General features: G+C 62.2%; 11 protein-coding genes. 9 read left to right on the forward strand and 2 right to left on the reverse strand.

Annotated features, from left to right (window positions below; translation table 11 throughout):
* Positions 1–47 precede the first annotated feature (47 nt).
* From MHY87_RS06650 to MHY87_RS06660, 3 genes are all read left to right on the forward strand, one after another.
* Positions 48–746, forward strand: coding sequence for a response regulator transcription factor (locus MHY87_RS06650; RefSeq protein ID WP_239350541.1), 699 nt, complete (start codon positions 48–50; stop codon positions 744–746).
* Positions 747–756: 10 nt separating this feature from the next.
* Positions 757–2,190, forward strand: a complete 1,434-nt coding sequence (locus MHY87_RS06655; protein ID WP_239350543.1) for an ATP-binding protein — start codon at positions 757–759, stop codon at positions 2,188–2,190.
* Positions 2,191–2,269: 79 nt separating this feature from the next.
* Positions 2,270–5,236 (forward strand): bifunctional [glutamine synthetase] adenylyltransferase/[glutamine synthetase]-adenylyl-L-tyrosine phosphorylase, encoded by a 2,967-nt coding sequence (locus MHY87_RS06660; RefSeq protein WP_239350545.1) that lies wholly within the window; start codon positions 2,270–2,272, stop codon positions 5,234–5,236.
* Between the two features lie 15 nt (positions 5,237–5,251).
* Here MHY87_RS06660 and MHY87_RS06665 read toward each other — a convergent pair whose 3' ends face one another.
* Together MHY87_RS06665 and pepN are read right to left on the reverse strand one after the other, a co-directional pair.
* Positions 5,252–7,579, reverse strand: coding sequence for a PAS domain-containing sensor histidine kinase (locus MHY87_RS06665; RefSeq protein WP_239350547.1), 2,328 nt, complete (start codon positions 7,577–7,579; stop codon positions 5,252–5,254).
* A 202-nt stretch (positions 7,580–7,781) separates the two neighbouring features.
* Positions 7,782–10,433: an aminopeptidase N gene (pepN, locus tag MHY87_RS06670; protein WP_239350549.1), complete on the reverse strand. Its 2,652-nt coding sequence runs from the start codon at positions 10,431–10,433 to the stop codon at positions 7,782–7,784.
* Positions 10,434–10,633: 200 nt separating this feature from the next.
* Here pepN and MHY87_RS06675 point away from each other — a divergent pair, with 200 nt between their 5' ends.
* The 6 genes from MHY87_RS06675 (at position 10,634) to MHY87_RS06700 (ending at position 17,223) form a co-directional block, all read left to right on the forward strand.
* Positions 10,634–11,074: a VOC family protein gene (locus MHY87_RS06675; RefSeq protein ID WP_239350551.1), complete on the forward strand. Its 441-nt coding sequence runs from the start codon at positions 10,634–10,636 to the stop codon at positions 11,072–11,074.
* Positions 11,075–11,175: 101 nt separating this feature from the next.
* Positions 11,176–12,657 (forward strand): xanthine dehydrogenase small subunit, encoded by a 1,482-nt coding sequence (gene xdhA / locus MHY87_RS06680; protein WP_239350553.1) that lies wholly within the window; start codon positions 11,176–11,178, stop codon positions 12,655–12,657.
* A gap of 4 nt (positions 12,658–12,661) precedes the next feature.
* Positions 12,662–15,127, forward strand: coding sequence for a xanthine dehydrogenase molybdopterin binding subunit (gene xdhB, locus MHY87_RS06685; RefSeq protein WP_239350555.1), 2,466 nt, complete (start codon positions 12,662–12,664; stop codon positions 15,125–15,127).
* Positions 15,124–16,089 (forward strand): xanthine dehydrogenase accessory protein XdhC, encoded by a 966-nt coding sequence (xdhC, locus tag MHY87_RS06690; protein WP_239350556.1) that lies wholly within the window; start codon positions 15,124–15,126, stop codon positions 16,087–16,089. The genes xdhB and xdhC overlap by 4 nt, the downstream gene beginning before the upstream one ends.
* Before the next feature lie 6 nt (positions 16,090–16,095).
* Entirely contained in the window at positions 16,096–16,581 is a 486-nt protein-coding gene (locus MHY87_RS06695; RefSeq protein ID WP_239350557.1) for a nucleoside deaminase, read from the forward strand.
* A gap of 57 nt (positions 16,582–16,638) precedes the next feature.
* Positions 16,639–17,223, forward strand: coding sequence for an urease accessory protein UreE (locus MHY87_RS06700; protein ID WP_239350558.1), 585 nt, complete (start codon positions 16,639–16,641; stop codon positions 17,221–17,223).
* Positions 17,224–17,239 lie beyond the last annotated feature (16 nt).

The following is a 17,239-nucleotide window of genomic DNA, read 5'->3' on the forward strand; positions in this document are numbered from 1 at the left end:
CCTCCAGGCCGACCTGCCGTCGGGCTCAACTGCGTTATAGACAGGCCATGCGGATTCTGATCATCGAGGACGACAAAGAGGCGGCCTCCTACCTCGTGAAGGCATTTCGGGAAACGGGCCATGTAGCGGATCATGCCGCCGACGGGCTCGATGGATATGCCATGGCCGAGGCGGGAGATTACGACGTGCTCGTCGTCGACCGCATGCTGCCGAAACTCGATGGCCTTTCCCTCATCCGCTCGCTGCGCGAGCAGAAGGTCGAGACGCCTGTTCTCATCCTCTCCGCCCTCGGCCAGGTCGATGACCGGGTGAAAGGCCTTCGCGCCGGCGGCGACGATTATCTCCCCAAGCCTTACGCCTTCTCCGAGCTTCTGGCACGCATCGAGGTTCTCGCGCGCCGACGCGCCTCCACGCCCAGCGCGGAGCCGACACTCTATCGCATTGCCGATCTCGAACTCGACCGCCTGTCGCATCGGGTGACGCGCTCGGGCCATGAGATCGTGCTGCAACCGCGCGAATTCAGGCTTCTCGAATACCTGATGAAGAACGCCAATCAGGTGGTTACACGCACCATGCTGCTGGAGCATGTGTGGGATTATCATTTCGATCCGCAGACCAACGTGATCGACGTTCACGTGTCGCGTTTGCGGTCCAAGATCGACAAGGGCTTCGACAAGCCGCTCATTCACACCATTCGCGGCGCGGGTTACATGGTCCGCGTCGGTGCTGTGGACGGCGAGGAATGAGCGTGTCCGCATGACTGCTCGTATGACCGCTCTTGGCAAACTCTTCCGGACCACCGCGTTCAAGCTGTCCTTCGCCTATCTCGTCGTCTTCACGCTCTTCGCCTTTGCTACGCTGGGCTATGTTGCCTGGAGCGCGCAGAAACTCCTGACGGACCAGTTCGTCCTGAGCATCGATACGGAGATCAACAGTCTCTCCGGAATTTACAGGAACGGCGGTCTTCGGCGGCTGGTGACCGCGGTCGAACGGCGCTCCCGCGCGCCGGGCGCATCGCTTTATCTGGTGACCACCTCTCTCGGAGAGCGGGTCGCCGGCAATGTCGGGGCCTTGCCCCCCGGCGTGATCGACCGCCTCGGTGAGTTCGAGACGCTCTACAATCGAACGGATGAGACAGACACAAAGCCCAACGTGGCACTGGTGCGAGTCTACCAACTGCCCGGTGATTTCCGTCTGCTCGTTGGCCGCGACATCGAGGAGCGCATTCGCCTGCGAGACGTCATCCATCGCGCTTTCGGCTATTCCCTTTTGTTCATCGGTGTTCTGGGGTGCCTCGGCAGCTGGTTCATCGCGCGCCGTGTTCTCAAGCGTGTCGACGACATGACGGATACCACGCGCGACATCATGGCGGGCGATCTCGACGGACGCCTGAGGATCGTGGGAACCGGAGACGAACTCGACCGTCTCGCCCATAACCTCAACGATATGCTCGACCGCATCGGCGAGTTGATGCGCGGCATGCGCGAAGTGTCCGACAACATTGCCCACGATTTGAAAACGCCGCTCACGCGCCTGCGCAACAAGGCGGACGAGGCGCTCAGAACCGCGAAGACGCCCGATGAGCTGAAGGCGGCACTTGAAGCGACCATAGAGGAAAGCGACAACCTGATCCGCATTTTCAACGCGCTTCTCATGATCGCGCGATTGGAGGCCGGCAATGCCCGCGAGGCTCTGGCCGATTTCGATGCGGCGGAAGCTGTTCGTGATGTCGCGGAGCTTTATGATGCTCTCGCCGAAGAAGCAGGGGTTTCGCTCGAAGTCTCCATCGAGAACGGATTGCCGATCCACGGTAGCCGCGAATTGCTGGGCCAGGCGATGGCCAATCTCCTCGACAATGCGCTGAAATATGGCGCGTCCCACGATGGAAGTGCTCAAACGGTCAGCGTATCGGCCCAGCGCATCGGGAATGAAGCGCGGATCGTCGTGGCGGATCGCGGCCCCGGTATTCCGGAGAGCGAGCGCAGCCATGTGCTGGAGCGTTTCGTGCGCTTGGAGACGGCCCGCTCGCGCCCAGGCTTTGGCCTGGGGCTCAGCCTTGCCGCTGCCGTGGCGCGGCTGCATGAGGGGCGCCTCTTGCTGGAGGATAACGCGCCTGGTTTGCGCGTGGTCCTGATCCTGCCCCTGAAGGATGTTCAGGTTCCGCAAGCCGCCTTGGCACCTGCTGCCTGAGCATGAAGTCGCATTGGAGGCGGATCAGTTTTCGGTTGCCTCCGACGCGGCGGCGTGAACACTCAGGCCATCTCTCGTTATGGATGGATTGGCCGTGCCGGACCAGAACCGCTCCTTCATCAGCCGCTTGACCCAGGCTCCGCCCGTTTCCGACCTCAAGAAGGCCAAGGCGCAGCTGGCGGAGTTCCTTGAGCGGCTCCGCGATGAGCCGGAGGTGGCGGCACTCCTGCGGCATATCGAAGAGGGCCTTTTCCGCGATCTCCTGCTGGCGCTGGCTGATTATTCCCCGTTCCTTTGGCAACTCGTGATGGCCGATCCGCTTCGCACGGCAAGGCTTGCCCTGGAGGAACCGGAGACGGTTCATGCCTCCATCGTCGCTGATCAGGCTGGCCTGTTCCGTCGCGTTCGAGATGGGGAGATGACACGGGACGATGCGGTGGCGGCCTTCCGGCGCAACCGCAATTGCCACGCGCTTCTCGTCGCTCTTGCCGATATCGGCGGACTTTGGGGAACGGAGGAGGTCACTAAGGCCCTGTCGGGCTTTGCCGATGCCTCCGTATGCGGTGGCTTGAACTTGATCCTGACGGAAACAGCGGACCTTGGGCGCATCACCTTGCAGAACCCGGATGATCCGGGCGCAGGCTCGGGTGTCACCGTGCTCGCTTTGGGCAAACACGGGGCAGGGGAGCTCAACTATTCCAGCGATATCGACCTTGTCGTGTTCTTCGATCCCGAAACCTCTGCGCTCAAGGAAGGCGCCGAGGCGACGACCATCTATACCCGCATCGCTCAGCATCTTTCCAAGCTGCTGCAGGAGCGCACCGCCAATGGCTATGTGCATCGCGTCGATTATCGCCTGCGCCCCGATCCGGGCTCGACGCCCACGGCTATGTCCCTGTCCTCGGCTTATGTCTATTATGAGACGCTCGGGCAGAACTGGGAGCGCGCAGCCTTCATCAAGGCGCGGCCCGTCGCGGGCGATTTGACGCTCGGCGAAAATTTCCTCAAGGAGCTGCGCCCCTTCATCTGGCGCAAGTATTTCGACTTCGCCTCCATTGCCGACGTGCATGCCATGAAGCGGCAGATCCATGCGGTGCGTGGGCATGACCAGATCGCGGTGGCGGGGCATGACATCAAACTAGGTCGCGGCGGCATCCGCGAGATCGAGTTTTTCGTGCAGACGCAGCAGCTGGTGTTCGGCGGCAGGCGCCCCGCGCTTCGCGGGCGGCGCACCCTCGACATGCTGGTTGAACTGCACAACGAAGGCTGGATTACTGCGCAGGCGCGGGATGAACTGTCCCATGCCTATCGTTTCCTGCGCACCATCGAGCACCGGCTGCAGATGGTGGCGGATGAGCAGACGCAGAGACTGCCCTCGGATGAGGAGGAATTGAAGCGCTTCGCCAAGTTCTGCGGCTATCCCAATCTCAAGGCCTTCTCGAAGGCGCTCACCGATCAGGCCAAGATCGTGCAGGGCCATTATGCGCTTCTCTTCGAAGAGGGGCCTGAGCTTGCCTCCGATGCGGGAAGCCTTGTGTTCACCGGCACTAGCGATGATCCGGAAACTCTCGCCACGCTTCAACGCATGGGCTTCCGTGAGCCGGAGAAAGCGGCTGAGACGGTGCGGGGCTGGCACTTCGGACGACGCGCGGCGATCACAAGCCAGCGTGCGCGCGAGGTGCTGACAGAGCTGACGCCAGCCCTGCTATCCGCCCTTGGCGGCACCGCCGATCCCGATAGTGCGCTCGCCGCTCTCGACAGTGCCTTTGGCCGCATGCCTGCCGCCGTCGAGCTCCTCACCATCCTGCAATCCCATGAAAGACTGCGGCTGCGTTTCGCCGATCTTCTCGGCACCGCGCCGCGTCTCGCCAATACGGTGGCGCAGTCTCCCCATGTGCTCGATGTGCTGATCGATCCCGCCTTCGGCATTCCGCATGTCGATGAAGCGGCCATCGAGGAGCAGGTCAGGCAGATCATCGGCGCGCCTGGGAATTACGAAGACTTCCTCGACCGCGCTCGCGACGCCGCCCGGCAGATGCGCTTCATCACCGGCGCGCGGCTGCTCTCCGACATTATCTCTCCCTCCCAGGCGGGCGAAGCCTATGCGGCCATCGCCACCGCCATTATCCGCGCGTCTTTCGAGCGCGTCCGCGCGGAGTTCGAGGTTGAACATGGCACCGTTCCCGGAGCCCAGGTTGCCATTCTGGGACTCGGCCGCCTTGGCACGAAAGAGCTGACTGCGGGCTCCGATCTCGATCTCGTCGTGATCTATGATTTCGATGAGGAGCGGCGGGAGAGCACAGGCCCGCGCCCGCTCGATGCCGTCGTCTATCACACGCGCCTGACACAGCGCCTCGTCGCGGCTCTGACCGTGCCGACGAGACGAGGGCTTCTTTATGAATTGGACCTTCGCCTGCGCCCTCAAGGTGGCAAGGGGCCTGTCGCTTCGCAATTCAAAGGTTTCGTCGCCTACCAGCAGAGCGAGGCCGAGTTGTGGGAGCATATGGCGCTCACGCGATCCCGCATCCTGGTCGCAGATCCAGGCTTCGCGGACCGAGTAGGAGAGGCCATCAATCATATCGTGAGCGCCAAGCGCGATCCCAAACACGTGATCTCAGAAGTGCGCGTGATGCGCGAGCTGATCGCTCAGGAGAAGGGCGACGACAAGCCTTGGGATCTCAAGCTCGCGAAAGGCGGATTGACCGATCTCGACTTCATCGCGCAGGCGCTGGTTCTCGCGCATTCGTCCAAGCATCCTGCCCTCATGGGCTTGCCGCCCGAGGGGACTTTTCAGGAGGCCTGCAAGGCTGGTCTGATTTCGGATGAAGATGCGCGAGAGTTGATCGAGGCTCATCGGCAGTTCAGCGCGATCTTCCAGTGGCAGCGCTTGGCGATAGAGGGAGAGTTCGATCCTGATCATGTGCCGCCTGCCATCTTCAAGCGGCTCGCCACCATTGCCGGGTTGCCAGATGCCAAGGTGCTGCTGACGCATCTCAATGCGACGCGCCAGCATGTGCGGGAGATTTATGAGCGCGTGCTGCGCTGAGCGAAGCCCGAAGGTTTATGCGGCGGCGTCGGCCAGGGCAATGTCGGCGTTCGTGGCTTCCGTCATCGGCAAGTGGACGAGCACGATGGTGCCGACGCCTTCCTGGCTCTTGATGCGCAAGGAGCCGCCATGGAGTTCCGCGAGCGAGCGGGCAATGGCGAGGCCCAAGCCCGAGCCCTTGTAGCTCTTCGAGAACTCGGTTTCGACCTGTTCGAAGGGCTGGCCGAGCTTGTGCAGGGCACTGTCCGGAATGCCGATGCCGTTGTCTTCGACATAGATGTTGACCGCGCCGCCCGCGAGACGGGTACGCACCGTGATGCAGCCGCCGTCGCTCGTGAACTTCGTCGCGTTCTGAAGCAGGTTGACGAGGATCTGGTGAAGCGCGCGCTCGTCGGCAGCTACCACGATATCTTCCGGCGTCACGTCGACGGTGACGGAGAGGTTCTTGGCCTTGGTCTGCTCGCTGACGAGCTTCAACGCGCGCTGGATCGAGCCATGAACTTCGAGAGGCTGCTTCTTGAGCGTCGTGCGGCCAGCCTCGATGCGCGACATGTCGAGAATGTCGTTGATCACCGACAGGAGATATTCGCCGCTGGAGCGGATATCCGTGCAGTATTCCTCGTACTTGTCCGAGCCGAGATTGCCGAAGATGCCGCTCTGCATCACTTCCGCAAAGCCGATGATGGCGTTGAGCGGCGTGCGCAGCTCGTGACTCATGTTGGCCAGGAACTCCGACTTGGCGCGGTTGGCGCTCTCGGCCTGGGCTTTCTGGTCGAGGTAACGCTCGGCGAGGTCCGCAAGCTGATGCGTCTGCGCTTCGAGCTTCTGGCGCGACTGCTTGAGGTCAAGGACGGTGGCGATGAGTTCTTTCTCGGATTCGACGAGACGGTGCTCATGGCGCTTGAGGGCAGTAATGTCTGTACCCACCGACACGTAGCCGCCGTCTTTCGTGCGGCGCTCGTTGATCTGCAGCCAGCGGCCATCCTGGAGACGGGCCTCGAAGGTGCGGGCGCCCACATCCTGCTGCTCACGGCGCAGGAACTGGTGCTGCACTTCCGGCGGGCGGCCAAGCGCCATCACTTCCGCATAGGACTTGCCCTGCAGGTTGGCGTCTGCCGGAAGCTCGTGAAGCTTCTGGAACTTCGAATTGCACAGCACGAGGTGGTTGTTGGCATCCCAGAGCACGAAGGCCTCGGAGATCGCCTCGATAGCGTCATGCAGGCGCGCGTCGGCGCGGGCGGTCTTTTCTTCCAGGCCGCGCTGCTCGGTAACGTCCACGGCGATGCCGACGAGGTGGCTTGCCGCGTCGTCCGGATCGTTCATCAGCTCGGCGCGGGCGCGCAGCCATACCCAGTCGCCGCTCACGCTGCGAATGCGGAACTCGTAATCGACGAGGGAGGTGGTGGCGGAGGCCAGCTGTTCGGCGAGCGTATAGAGATCCTGATCCTCGGGATGGATCATGGTGTTCACTTCGCCGAACGAGAGGAACTCATCCTGCCGCTCGTAGCCGAGCAGCTCGTACATGGAGTCGGACCAGTAAATGCGCCCGCGTCCGATATCCCAGTCCCACAGGCCGCAGCGGCCGCGGTTGAGCGCGGAGTCGATACGATCGCGCACCTTCTCGCACACTTCGTCGGCGGCGCGGGCGCGGTTCGCCTGCATTATGTAAGCGACGCCGATGCCGAGAAGCACCATGATCGTCGCGCCGAGCAGAGAGGCATGCCCGATGGTGCGCGTCCACCAGCCTGCGAGAACGTGGGGCAGGGGCTGCACGATGGCGATCTGACCGGAGGAGGCCGGAAGCGCCCGCACGGTCGCGATGCCTTCGTTGCCGCCGGCCATCTTGATGGTCATCACGCCGGCGCGGTCTGCAAACAGCGCCAGAGGCTGTGCGTCGCCGAGAACCTCGGCGAGAGTTTGGGGCACGCTGTCCGCAGACGGATGCATGGCCAGCACGACGCCGCTCTGGTCGATGAGAAGAAGGCGGCGGCTTTGGTTCAGGGCGCTTGCCGGCATGTCCTTGGCAAGTCCGCTGAGCTGAGCAGCGGCCTGCGCCCGATCTGTGGGAGCGCGATGATTGCCGAGCTTTGCTGCGGAAAGCGAAGCGATGATGTCGATGTCCTGGATGGCATCGAGCATGGTGTCGCGGCGCCCGTCACGGATCTGAATCCATGCACTGCCGGCGAGCGTAATGAGAAAGAGAATAAGAACGGCAGGAACTGCAAGCCGGAGCAGGGATTCATACTGCTCGAGCCGACGATAAGCCGGGTTCGCGTCTGATCGCGCTACTCCCAGAATCGTACCCGCGCGTGCGGGTACGCATGCGGTCACCGCCCCCGCCATGCGATCTTCCCTTCGGAACCGTTACTGTCCTTGTATTCGGAAGGACGTGCCGCATCTCTCCGAATCACCAACAATAGAATCACGGGCGAGTGATTTGTCTAGCTATGTGACCACGTAGGTTAATAAAAAATTCTCATTACCCTTTTGGGGCTGGGGATATTTCTGGATAACCCAGGCTGCACTTGCCAAATCACTTCGAAGCCTAAGCGTCTGCGCTCTCTTCAAGCGACCGATTCACAATGTCCCCTACATCACGGGAAAGATTTGGTTTTTGAGCGATGGATTGCAACGCGTGACGCGCATGAGAGCGGCGTGTTGATTCCATCATCTTCCAACTGCTGAAGGCGGTGAGCAGACGCGACGCGAGTTGGGGGTTTAACTCGTCTGCGCGCAGCACGATGGAGCTAAGGAACGCGTAACCGGCTCCGTCCTTCCGGTTGAACTGCACCTGATTGAGCATCGCGAAGCTTCCGATCAGGGAGCGCACGCGGTTGGGATTGCTGAGCGAGAAGGCCGGATGCTCCATCAGCCGCTTCACACGATCGAGAGTCGTATCCTCAGGAATAGCGGCCTGCAGGCCGAACCACTTGTCGAGCACGAGCGGCTCGTTGCGATAGCGTTCCTCGAAGTCTGCAATGACTTTCTCGCGCACCGCGCCAGGGATTGTCATGAGGACGCTTAAAGCTGCCAGCCGGTCCGTCATATTCGTGGCCGTCTCGAACTGCTCGCTTGCAAGCCTCTCGCCTCCTTCCGGATCGGCAGCCGTCAGAAGATCGAGTGCTGCATTGCGCAAGGATCTTCTGCCGGCGCTTGCCGCATCGGGGCTATAGGTCTCTGTCGGCGCAAGCGATTGATAAAAGCCTGTCAGCTGATTGAGGCAGTTTTGGCCGAGATGCCGGCGCATTTCCTTGCGGGCATGGTGGATTGCATCCGGGTCTACGTCCCTGCCGATCTCCTGGGCAATGTCGGTTTCGCTGGGAAGCGACAGAACGAGCGCGGCGAAAGCGGGATCGCGCAGCGCATCTGTTTCCATGAAGGCGCGGAAGGCGGCGGACAGCGAGGCCATCTCCTCGCCGCTCACAGCCACTCCCGTCGAAAGCGCGACAAGCGTCCGCATGGCCACCGTTTGTGCCGCCTGCCAACGGTTGAACGCGTCCTTGTCGTGCCGGAGCAGCACGATGAGGTCTTCGTTCGACAGGTCGAGGGAAACCTTCACCGGAGCCGAGAAGCCGCGGAACACTGACGGAACGGGACGGGAGCCCACACCCGTGAAGGTGATGCTGTCTTCAGCCTTGTCGAACAGGAATACGCCACGGGAATTCACCCGCTCGCATGCGGCCTCTATCGGCTGGCCGTTCTCCGCGACGAGGCCGAGCACGACGGGGATCGCCATTGGTTCCTTCGTTGATTGCCCGGGTGTCGGAGGCGTCTGCTGCTGGAAGTCAAGCCGGTAGGTCCGGGCGCCTTCATCATAATGGCCGCGCACGCTCACGCGCGGCGTGCCGGATTGGGCGTACCAGCGGGAGAAATGGGAGAGGTCCTGCCCGGTCACGTCGGCGAAGGCCTTCAGGAAGTCCTCGACCGTGGCGGCAGTCCCGTCGCAGCGCTCATAATAGAGATCCATGCCGCGCCGGAAATCCGCATCGCCGATGATCGTCTTGAGCATTCGCACGATCTCCGCGCCTTTCTCATAGACGGTCGCGGTGTAGAAGTTATTGATCTCGCGATACTGGGTCGGGCGCACCGGATGGGAGAGGGGGCTTGCGTCCTCCAGGAACTGCCGCGCCTGCAAGGTCTTTACCTCAGCGATGCGATGAACCGGGCGGGAGCGCTCGTCTGACGAGAATTCCTGGTCGCGGAAAACCGTCAGCCCTTCCTTCAGGCAGAGCTGGAACCAGTCACGGCAGGTCACGCGGTTGCCGGACCAGTTGTGGAAATACTCATGCGCGATGATCGCTTCGATATTCGCGTAATCCACGTCCGTGGCCGTCTCGGGAGAAGCCAGCACGTATTTGTCGTTGAAGATGTTGAGGCCCTTGTTCTCCATCGCGCCCATGTTGAAGTCGGAGACGGCGACGATGTTGAACACATCGAGGTCGTATTCACGGCCGCAGACCTTCTCGTCCCAGAGCATCGAGCGTTCGAGTGCATCGAGTGCATAATCCGCGCGCCCCTCCTTGCCGGGCTCCACATAGATGGCGATCTCCACCTCGCGCCCGTTCATGGTGGTGAAGGGCTTGGAGACCTTGCCCAAGCGTCCGCCGACGAGGGCGAAGAGATAGGACGGCTTCGGGAAGGGATCGTGCCACACGGCGTAGTGACGGCCCGTGCCTTCGATGCCGCCGCTTTCGACGGGGTTGCCGTTGCCGAGCAGAACAGGCGCCTCTTCTTCATCGGCTTCGATGCGCGTGGTGTAAACGGCCAGAACGTCGGGGCGGTCGAGAAAGTAAGTGATGCGCCTGAAGCCCTCGGCCTCGCATTGCGTGCAATAGTTCCCACTGGACCGGTAAAGGCCCATGAGCTTGGTGTTCGCCGTCGGGTTGATCTCGGTTTCGATGGTGAGCTGGAACGGGTGCTGAGGCGGCTGGGAAATCACGAGGGATTGAGGAGACGCCTCATACTCTCCAGCCTCCAGCTCGCGCCCATCGAGAGCAAGGGCCTTCAGGTTCAGCTCGTCTCCGTCCAACACCAGGGGAACATCCGAGCGTCCGGCTGGGTTGGGGCGCATGGAGAGCAGCGCCGTCACCTTCGTGGCCGTGGGATGGAGCCTGACATCCAGCTCGACCCTATCGATCAGGAAATCGCTGGGCCGGTAATCCTCAAGCCGGACGATAGGGTCGACATCGGTGCGCATCGGCAACTCTCTTGTGAAACTGGATTGCGTTGAAGCTTAAGGGTTTGGCGGCAGGTGACAAGAATGTCTGAATCGACAAGCGCTAAAAGTCACGCCCACTTCGACAATTCCAAGGCTTTTTGCAGAGGGATAAAGCATTACCCTTGATCTCGCCGCCTAATGCTCCATCAGGATAAGCCAAGCTTATAAGGAGATTGGCTATGGAATACCTCCACACGATGATCCGGGTCTCGAACCTGGAGCAGTCCCTTGATTTCTTCTGCAACAAGTTCGGCCTGGTCGAAGTCCGCCGCATCGACAACGAGAAGGGCCGCTTCACCCTCGTGTTCCTGGCAGCTCCCGGCGACGTGGAGAAGGCGAAGGACACCAAGGCCCCGCTTCTGGAGCTGACCCATAACTGGGATGAGAGCGAATATGCCGGCGGCCGGAATTTCGGCCATCTCGCCTATCGGGTCGACGATATCTACGAGACCTGCCAAAAGCTGATGGATGCGGGCATCACCATCAACCGTCCGCCTCGGGACGGCTACATGGCCTTCATCAAGACCCCCGACAACATCTCCATCGAGTTGCTGCAGCGCGGCGAGCCCAAGCCCGCGCAGGAGCCCTGGGCCTCGATGCCGAACACGGGCACCTGGTAAGTCAAGGTATTCACAGAAAGTATCCTTGGCGAAAAGCTCTTGCTCCGCCATTCTTCCCGGCCCACCATGACAGGCCGGGAAGAACCCGGCGGAGGATCATCTTGGCAAGAGACGCAATCCGTTTCTGGCGGAATGGGCAGCCCATCGAGGTTTCCGGCTTTCACCCGCGGACCACCCTTCTGGACTATTTGAGACTTCAGGAGCGTCGGGTCGGAACCAAGGAAGGCTGCGCCGAGGGCGATTGCGGAGCCTGCACGGTGGCGATCGGCCGCGTCCGGGATGGGCGCGTCCATTACGAGCCCGTCAATGCCTGCATCCTGCTTCTCGGCCAGGTGGACGGTACAGAGGTCGTGACTGTCGAGGATCTCGCGCAAGGCGGTGAGCTGCATCCGGTCCAGTCCGCCATGGTTGCGCATCACGGATCGCAATGCGGCTTCTGCACCCCCGGCATCGTGATGAGCCTATTCACGCTCTATCAGGAGGCCGAGCGGCCCTTGAGCCGCGAGCATATCAACGATGCTCTTGCCGGAAATCTCTGTCGCTGCACGGGCTATCGGCCCATCGTCGACGCGGCTCTTGAGGCCTGTTCCGGCGCTCCTCAGGATGCGTTCGCAAAAGCAAGCGAGACAACGGCGCGGGGCCTTGCCGGGATGGCTGATGGCCATGATCTTTTCATCGGAAATGAGACACGCTTCTTCGCCGCTCCCGCAAGCGAAGCTTCGCTCGCCGCGCTCTATGCGCAGCATTCGGATGCCACCCTGGTGGCGGGCTGCACGGATGTGGGCCTCTGGGTTACCAAGGGCATGGCCGAGCTCGACAAGGTCATCTGGCTCGGACGCGTTGCAAGCCTCGACCGGATCGAAAATGAGGCCGACACCCTGACCATCGGCGCGATGGTTACTCACGCGCAGGCCTTCGCGGGTTTGCAGAATATTGACCCCGACCTTGGCGAACTGATGCGCCGTTTCGGTTCGGCCCAGGTGCGGGCGTCCGGAACCGTGGGCGGCAACATCGCCAACGGCTCGCCCATCGGCGATCTCGCGCCCGCGCTCATCGCGCTGGGCTCCACGCTTGAGCTGCGTCAGGGCGAGACCACGCGCGCCATCCCCCTTGAGAACTTCTTCATCGCCTATCGCAAGCAGGATCGTCTGCCCGGCGAGTTCGTGCGCCGTGTCACGGTGCCGAAGATCAAAGGCAATGAAGTGTTTCGCGCCTATAAGGTCTCGAAACGTTTCGATGAAGATATTTCCGCTGTGCTGGGTGTGTTCAAGCTCACGCTCGATGGCCGCCGTATCACTCAAGCGCGCATCGCCTTCGGCGGCATGGCAGGCATTCCGAAGCGCGCGGTGGAGACGGAAGCCGCGCTCGCCGGCATCTTCCTCGACGAGCCGTCTTCCTGGGGCGATGCCCTGGCTGCTATCGCCCGCGATTACCAACCGCTCGACGATCATCGCGCATCCGCCGCCTACCGCGCGACCGTCGCTCGCAACCTTGTGTTCAAGGCCTTGAGCGAAGCGGCCTCCGGCGCAACGCGCGCAACGCGGATCATCGGCCTGCGTGAACCGCTGGAAGCGGCGGAGTAGGGCCATGAACGAGCAATCGAAAGCCTTCGCTGCTTCCACCTCCCCCTTGAGGGGGGAGGTCGCGCCGCAGGCGCGGGAGGGGGTGGGATCCGCGACCTCGTCGATGTCGGCGCTACCACCCCACCCCGGATCGCTGACGCGCTCCGACCCTCCCACTCAAGGGGAGGATGGGGAGTTTCTTCGCCACGTCCGCAAGCCCCTGCCGCACGATTCCGGCCCGAAGCATGTGCAGGGCGTTGCGCAATACATCGACGACATTCGTGAGCCCGAGGGCACGCTGCATGTGGCCATCGGTCAGGCCCCGAAGGCGCGTGGGCATCTGGTTTCGCTCGATGTTTCCGCCGTTCGCAACACGCCGGGTGTCGTTGCCGTCCTCACCATTGCCGACATTCCCGGCAAGAACGATGTCTCGCCTGCTTTCGGCGACGATCCGCTCTTCGTCGACAGCGAGATCAGCTTTCTCGGGCAGGCCGTCTTTGCCGTCGTCGCCACGACCCGCGACATTGCGCGGCGCGCGGTGAAGAAGGCGGTGATGGAGATCGAATCCGAGACGCCGAGCATCACCGTCGAAGATGCTCTGGCGCGCGGCGAAACAGTTCTTCCGGATTATGCCTATGGCAGAGGCGACGTCGATGCTGTCGTCACTGCGGCCCCGCATCGGCTCGAAGGCCAATTTCGTGTCGGCGGGCAGGAGCATTTCTACCTTGAAGGGCAGGTCGCCTTTGCCATTCCAGGCGAGGACGGCGATGTGCATGTCTATTCCTCGACCCAGCATCCGACGGAAGTGCAGCATGTGGTTGCCCGCGTGCTCGACATTCCCGATTCCTACGTGACCTGCGAGACACGCCGCATGGGCGGTGGCTTCGGCGGCAAGGAGAGTCAGGCGACGCAATGGGCCGTGACGGCGGCGCTGGCCGCGCGCGTGACGGGACGTCCGTGCAAGATCCGCCTGGACCGCGACGACGATTTCATCCTCACCGGCAAGCGTCACGATTTCCGCTGCGACTGGAAAGTCGGTTTCGATACTGAGGGACGTATCCAGGGTTATGGCGTCGATCTGCTGGCACGCTGCGGCTATTCTGCCGATCTGTCAGCCGGCGTGGTGGACCGCGCCATGTTCCATGCCGACAACGCCTATTGGATGCCCGCCGTCCACATCGCCTCGAAACGACTGAAGACCAACACGGTCTCGAACACCGCCTTTCGCGGTTTCGGCGGTCCGCAGGGCATGCTCGCCATCGAGCATGTGATGGACCAGATCGCCTGGGCGACGGGTCGCGATCCGCTCGATGTGCGCTACGCCAATTTCTACCGGCAGGGTGAGAACCTCACGCCCTACGGCATGGAGGTGGAGGAAACCGATACGCTCCTCAATCTCGTGCGCAGGCTCGAGGAAACATCGAGCTACCGTGAGCGCCGCAAGGAGATTGCGGCCTTCAACGCCTCGTCTCCGATCATGAAACGCGGATTGTCGCTGACGCCGGTGAAGTTCGGCATCAGCTTCACGCTGACGCATATGAATCAGGCAGGTGCGTTGGTGCATGTGTATCAGGATGGCTCCGTGCATTTGAATCACGGCGGCACCGAAATGGGGCAGGGGCTCTACATCAAGGTGGCACAGGTGGTCGCCGAGGAATTCGGCATTGCCATGGAGCGCGTGCGCATTACTGCAACGACGACCGCGAAGGTACCTAACACCTCGCCGACGGCGGCGTCTTCCGGCTCCGATCTCAACGGTATGGCGGCGAAGGTCGCGGCGGGCGCGATCAAGAAGCGCATGATCGCTTATGCTGCCGAGTCCTATGGCATTCCCGAGGAGCAGATCGAATTCCGCGACGACCGCGTGTTCATCGGCAACGAAAGCATCCCCTTCGACGAGCTTGCGAAGAAGTGCATTCTCGCCCGCGTTCCGATGTCCGAGGCAGGACACTACAAGACACCGAAGATCACCTGGGATCGTGCCAAGGGAACGGGCCGTCCCTTCTTCTATTTCGCCTATGGCGCGGCATGCTCCGAGGTGATCGTCGATACGCTGACCGGCGAGAACCGCGTATTGCGAACGGATATTCTCCATGATGTCGGGCGCTCCCTGAACCCGGCCATCGATATCGGCCAGATCGAAGGCGGCTTCGTGCAGGGCATGGGTTGGCTCACCACGGAGGAGCTGGTGTTCAGCAAGGAGGGGCATCTGCTCACGCATGCGCCGTCCACCTACAAGATCCCGGTGGCATCCGACGTCCCCGCTGATTTCCGCGTGGCGCTGTATCCCAATTCCAATCGCGAAGAGACGATCTACCGCTCAAAGGCCGTGGGCGAGCCGCCGATCATGCTGGCGAACAGCGTGTTTTGCGCACTGGCCGACGCGATCCATGCACTCGATCCATCAAAGCCGGTTCCGTTGAATGCGCCTGCGACGCCCGAGGCAATCCTGCGCGCCTGCGAGGCTCTGCGGGGGAGGCCGATGGGGTGAGAGTCTGGCGACAGCTCACCGATCTCATCACGCGGCACGGCGTCGCGGCGCTGATTTCCGTGCATGACGTGAAAGGCTCCGCGCCGCGCGAGAAGGATGCGCGCATGGTCGTGCGGCCCGATGGCGCCTTCCACGGCACCATTGGCGGCGGGCAGCTCGAGTTCCTCATGCTCGACATCGCCCGCGAGATGCTGTCAGCCGGGCGAGGGCCTGCGCGCATCGTCGATCAGGCGCTTGGGCCCGATCTCGGGCAATGTTGCGGCGGTCGCGTGAAGATCCTCATCGAGACGTTCGACAAGCGCGACCTCGACGACATCGCCGCCTTCGCTGAAACGGAGGGCCTGGGTGGCCTCTTCGACCTCGAATGCCGCATGGACAATGGTCGCGTCAGGCGCGAGCTGGCATCGGAAGCGGATGCCAGCCCCGGCGCTGAGTGGCGCGAGACTCATGGTGAGGATCGCACGCCCGTTCTGATCTTTGGCGCGGGCCATGTGGGCCGTGCGCTCGTGCTAGCCCTTGCTCCTCTCCCGTTCGTTGTCCGTTGGCTCGATGACCGGGAGGATGCTTTTCCTTCTCACGTTCCGGCCAACGCATCGGCGATCCGCATGAAAAGTCCCGAGGCCGAGATTGCCGAGGCGGGGGCGGATTCCCTCATCCTCGTGATGACCCACGATCATCCCCTCGACATGGCGATCACGGCAGCGGCCCTGCGGCGCGGCTTCCCCTATGTGGGCCTCATCGGCAGTGCGACGAAGCGGGCACGATTCGAAAAGCGCTTCCGGGAACTCGGCTTGCCGCAGGAGAGGATCACCTCCCTGGTCTGCCCCATCGGGCTTCCAGACATCGCGGACAAAGACCCGGCCGTGATCGCGGCTTCGGTCGTGGCGCAACTCCTCCAGATACGGGAGCGGCGCCAGCTTGACCGAAATCTCTCGCCTCTCAGGCCCTCAGGCGATACATAAATCCTCATGACCGACACGAACACTCAAGACCAGCACTACCTAAAGCGCGCCATCGACCTGTCTCGCCAACACATGGACGAGGGCGCGGGCGGCCCGTTCGGCGCCGTGATCGTGCGCGACGGCACGGTTCTGGCCGAGGGCTGGAACCAGGTGACCTCCGCCAACGATCCCACGGCGCATGCCGAGGTGACGGCGATCCGCCGCGCCTGCGAAGAGGTTGGGGATTTCTCGCTGGAGGGCGCGACGCTCTATACGAGCTGCGAGCCGTGCCCCATGTGCCTGGCCTCGGCCTATTGGGCGCGGGTGTCGCGCATCGTTTTCGCCAATACCCGCCAGGATGCCGCCGAGATCGGTTTCGACGACAGCTTGATCTATGACGAAATCCCTAAGACGATTTCGGAGCGCCTCATTCCGACTGATCACCTGCCGAGCCTGGAGGCCAAGGCGGTGTTCCAGGCTTGGGCGGACAAGGCGGATAAGGTTGAGTATTAAATTGGCCGGTTGGGCCTCCTATCTATCGCTGAACCAGATTTAACCTGAGACAAACCCATGCCCCGCGTCACCACCATCGTCCGCAAGCCCGCCGTGAAGGCCGACCGTGTCGTCGACACCATTACCCTCGACCATGAGGCGAGGAGCCGCCGGCATGCTCATCTGAAGGGCGAGGGCGGCACGGAGATCCACATGGATCTCGACATGGAAACCACCATCAACGACGGCGATGCGCTGCGGCTTGAGGACGGCAGCCTCGTTCAGGTGAAGGCGAAGTCCGAAGGGCTGCTGGAGGTGAAGGCGGAGAACCCACTGCGCCTCATGCGTCTTGCCTGGCACCTGGGCTCCAATCACGGCTTCGCCGAGATCACGAACGACGCGCTCTATATCGAGAACAACCCGGCGCTTGCGGAACTCGCGCGCGGACAGGGCTGCACCGTGACGCCGGTGGAACGCCCCTTCAAGCCCGAGCGCAGCACGCATGTCTGCGATTACGACCATCATCATCACGGGCATGACCACCATCACCATGACCATGCTCACGAGCATCATGGCCATTCGCACGATCACAAGCATGATCATCACCACGATCATGGCCATGGCTGCGGATGCGGCCACCATGACCACAAGCACGATCATTAAGGGGCGAGTGTCCCTT

The sequence above is a fragment of the Microvirga sp. ACRRW genome, assembly GCF_022346925.1.
GTDB lineage: Bacteria > Pseudomonadota > Alphaproteobacteria > Rhizobiales > Beijerinckiaceae > Microvirga.

What these genes read in the sequence shown, in the direction of transcription:
- MHY87_RS06675 (WP_239350551.1), top strand. Translation starts at nt 10,634, where the DNA reads ATGGAATACCTCCACACGATGATCCGGGTCTCGAACCTGGAGCAGTCC.
- MHY87_RS06650 (WP_239350541.1), top strand. Translation starts at nt 48, where the DNA reads ATGCGGATTCTGATCATCGAGGACGACAAAGAGGCGGCCTCCTACCTC.
- MHY87_RS06655 (WP_239350543.1), top strand. Translation starts at nt 757, where the DNA reads ATGACTGCTCGTATGACCGCTCTTGGCAAACTCTTCCGGACCACCGCG.
- pepN (WP_239350549.1), bottom strand. Translation starts at nt 10,433, where the DNA reads ATGCGCACCGATGTCGACCCTATCGTCCGGCTTGAGGATTACCGGCCC.
- MHY87_RS06700 (WP_239350558.1), top strand. Translation starts at nt 16,639, where the DNA reads ATGCCCCGCGTCACCACCATCGTCCGCAAGCCCGCCGTGAAGGCCGAC.
- xdhB (WP_239350555.1), top strand. Translation starts at nt 12,662, where the DNA reads ATGAACGAGCAATCGAAAGCCTTCGCTGCTTCCACCTCCCCCTTGAGG.
- MHY87_RS06665 (WP_239350547.1), bottom strand. Translation starts at nt 7,579, where the DNA reads ATGGCGGGGGCGGTGACCGCATGCGTACCCGCACGCGCGGGTACGATT.
- MHY87_RS06695 (WP_239350557.1), top strand. Translation starts at nt 16,096, where the DNA reads ATGACCGACACGAACACTCAAGACCAGCACTACCTAAAGCGCGCCATC.
- MHY87_RS06660 (WP_239350545.1), top strand. Translation starts at nt 2,270, where the DNA reads ATGGATGGATTGGCCGTGCCGGACCAGAACCGCTCCTTCATCAGCCGC.